4 protein-coding genes are annotated in these 2,636 nt (G+C 46.6%); all 4 read right to left on the bottom strand.

Annotated features, from left to right (window positions below; translation table 11 throughout):
- Positions 1-63: 63 nt before the first annotated feature.
- The 4 genes from KDK14_RS19455 to KDK14_RS21890 all read right to left on the bottom strand — a co-directional run bounded on the left by KDK14_RS19455 (position 64) and on the right by KDK14_RS21890 (position 2,455).
- Positions 64-387, bottom strand: coding sequence for a hypothetical protein (locus tag KDK14_RS19455; protein WP_257266868.1), 324 nt, complete (start codon positions 385-387; stop codon positions 64-66).
- Entirely contained in the window at positions 353-1,846 is a 1,494-nt protein-coding gene (locus KDK14_RS19450; protein WP_257266867.1) for an ISKra4 family transposase, read from the bottom strand. Before KDK14_RS19450 ends, KDK14_RS19455 begins: the two co-directional genes overlap by 35 nt.
- A gap of 77 nt (positions 1,847-1,923) precedes the next feature.
- Positions 1,924-2,328 (bottom strand): DTW domain-containing protein, encoded by a 405-nt coding sequence (locus KDK14_RS19445; RefSeq protein ID WP_257266866.1) that lies wholly within the window; start codon positions 2,326-2,328, stop codon positions 1,924-1,926.
- Positions 2,273-2,455: a hypothetical protein gene (locus KDK14_RS21890; RefSeq protein WP_373691121.1), complete on the bottom strand. Its 183-nt coding sequence runs from the start codon at positions 2,453-2,455 to the stop codon at positions 2,273-2,275. The genes KDK14_RS19445 and KDK14_RS21890 overlap by 56 nt, the downstream gene beginning before the upstream one ends.
- Positions 2,456-2,636 lie beyond the last annotated feature (181 nt).

Raw genomic sequence — 2,636 nt, 5'->3', positions numbered from 1 at the left:
CATAGTAACTGTCCACTTAGCCAGAAATATACGATTCCATTTGGCCAACTACTTACCCTTTTCTTAAATTACGATCTGTGCAAGAAATTCATCTAAAAGAACAAGCAAATCATCCGACTGAAGAACGACAGCGGAAGGCCGGTTAAAATGCTCTTTTAAACGTTTTGGAGGTAATTTTAATTGGGTCATGGGGTCATTTTGCTGATAGACAGGTGTAAGCAACGCATCAGAGTAAGGATGGGCTGTCTCAGAATATTCCTTATAATGCTCAGTCACCCAAATGGGAGGAGTGGCATCATTCGTGCGATGCGCTGCCAGCCAATTAAAAAATAGTTTGGGTGTGGTTTCTTTGCTACGACAAAGCCTTGTTGACCGCCATCCCACCATAATTTCGTTCCTTCGAACGTAAACGGTGAAACGACCAGTACTCTTCCCAGTCTCCGCTGGAGTTCAGTGAGCGCAGCTTCAGAATGGCTTCAGCTCCCTGTAAGCTCCAGCGTGCTCCGGTTATATCCAGACGATCATTGATCAGGTGTCGGCAAGCTCCTTCAATGACTCCGCTGGCAATGGGAAAGCCTGAACTGAGAGCTTTGCCATAACCAAGCCGACTTCGGTTTTTCTGTAAATAGCCTGCACATTTGTCAATGGATTCCCGGTTCTTCAGTTTCCTCTTCGTGGCACTTTGTTTCATTCCTCTCGCTACATGATCTGACTGCCCCCTTAGAACTTTGAGAGCCTGAAGTTCAACCCATTTTTCCACGCTCTCATCATCTTTTCCATGCAGGCAATAAGCTGCTTTCCACAGATATTCCAGTACATGAATGAAGTCCATTACGATACTCACTTTTACCTGCTTTTGACTGGCCACCTTTTCAATCATTTTTAGTTGGTGTGGGTGACCATCAACCACAATAACCCATTGACGATTCTGGCCCGGATCACGTTTCAGAGCTTCATCAAATGCCTCTTCTATGACTTGCACCCCGTCTCTTTCAACACTGGCCCAAGCTCTTTTGTTGCGCACTGGTGGCCTGAATTTGACGACATTGCCTGATTGATTCTCAAGGTTCATGATGGATTCCGGCGATCGCAGATTTTTCTTTACGGTATAAACTGTCCCCACCATCGCCATGCGCTTTCGGTCCTTCTTTTCTCCCGGACTTAAACGGGTCTGGCGTTTTTTCTTGCTTTTCTCTGCATTTTTCCGGGTCGCCTCCCTTAACCCGTCAGGCAGCATTACCAAGCCTTTGCCGTCAAAACTCAGAACCAGCAAGTCATCCGTTTGCTCATCTTCTATCTCTCGTTGCTCATAAAACTCAACAAAATCCTGAGCAGTGTCCTCAACCAATTTTATGGTCTGGTGCTTGCCAACAATACCGGGGCAATTCTCACGATGACGTTTCACGACACTGTCATAAGAACGGTCAATGGCATCAGTGACCACGCGTTTTCGTACACCATCAGAGTATTGGTCATCATTGAGGTTCAGTTCCCCATCCAATGGGAATTCACTGGAGACATTACGCTGGCTGTAAGACAGGCGTTTGACAGCCACCTTTCCAAATATTGTCGTAATAACCCGACTGGTATTTTGGCGGACATGGTTGCGGGATATGCCATCAGAGGCAGTGACGGATACAGCCTTTTCTTCATCCTCAGTCTGTTTATCGAGATACCCTTGAAACATTAACCGGAGTAACTCGTTGCCATGATTACGAAGGTACTCTTCAGTCGTGCCATGATCCTGGACACAGGCAGATTCAAGGTGATCGATCATAGCGTTGAATTGATCCAGTGCCGGAGAAAAAAATTGAAAGTCGAGTGTATTGGCGTAAGATGCGTTCACGAAGGGCTGCTTTTCTGGTGCTATGTGTTTGACGACTTTATATCACCACAGAACAGCCCTTTTTTCTTTGCCTCTGATCATCGGAGTGACCGATATATCGGGGTTGCGGTGTCGTAGGAAAAGAACCGCACCCAAATCTTTTTGGCTTTTCGCCAGGTTCCATCCAGGATAATCAGTACTTCCGGCCTCTCAGTTTGCAGGACATCCTGGCTGGCCCTGGCATTCGCTCCGGGAAATAGCAGGTAGCAGTTCTTTTCTGCCAGCGTTCTCAGAAGTTGTGAATGAGCGGAAAAATCTTCACCCACCCATACCTCGCAATTACCGATACCCAGCTCCAGAATGCGCGCCGTATTCAATGGGTGCCTGGACTCTCTGGGATGCTGCAGAATAATAATATCCATGCAGGCAGTCTCGTCTTTGAGCGCTTTACAGTAACACTGTTTTTCCGGGCGTTGGCATCGAGAGCAAAGGGATCTTGGCATGGGAAACTTTACAGTAACAGTGCTGGCACTCTACCTGCACATTGTCGTGTCCATTCTTTTTGACATTCTCAGAATCACAGTGCGGACAGAGAACAGTGCCATCTGGCCAGCGGTTCTCACGGATCATCTCAAAGCAGGTTTCATTACTGATGAGATCTGAGATTCGGCCTATATTCATGGTCAATGCTGGCGATGGCTGATTATATCCACCAAGGATAGCTCAGCAGTTTGGAATTCGAAAAGAGCCTATCGAAGTAACTATTCAGCACCCCTCATTTAAATCTGGAATTTTCTGATTTTTATACCAT

Source organism: Endozoicomonas sp. ONNA2, from assembly GCF_024606365.1.
GTDB lineage: Bacteria > Pseudomonadota > Gammaproteobacteria > Pseudomonadales > Endozoicomonadaceae > Endozoicomonas.
The sequence above is the reverse complement of the archived record's forward strand: the minus strand, read 5'-3'. Positions and strand labels throughout refer to the sequence as shown.

Excerpts from the sequence above, each read along its gene's own strand:
- KDK14_RS21890 (WP_373691121.1), bottom strand. The coding sequence starts at position 2,455 with ATGATCCGTGAGAACCGCTGGCCAGATGGCACTGTTCTCTGTCCGCAC.
- KDK14_RS19445 (WP_257266866.1), bottom strand. The coding sequence starts at position 2,328 with ATGCCAAGATCCCTTTGCTCTCGATGCCAACGCCCGGAAAAACAGTGT.
- KDK14_RS19455 (WP_257266868.1), bottom strand. The coding sequence starts at position 387 with ATGGTGGGATGGCGGTCAACAAGGCTTTGTCGTAGCAAAGAAACCACA.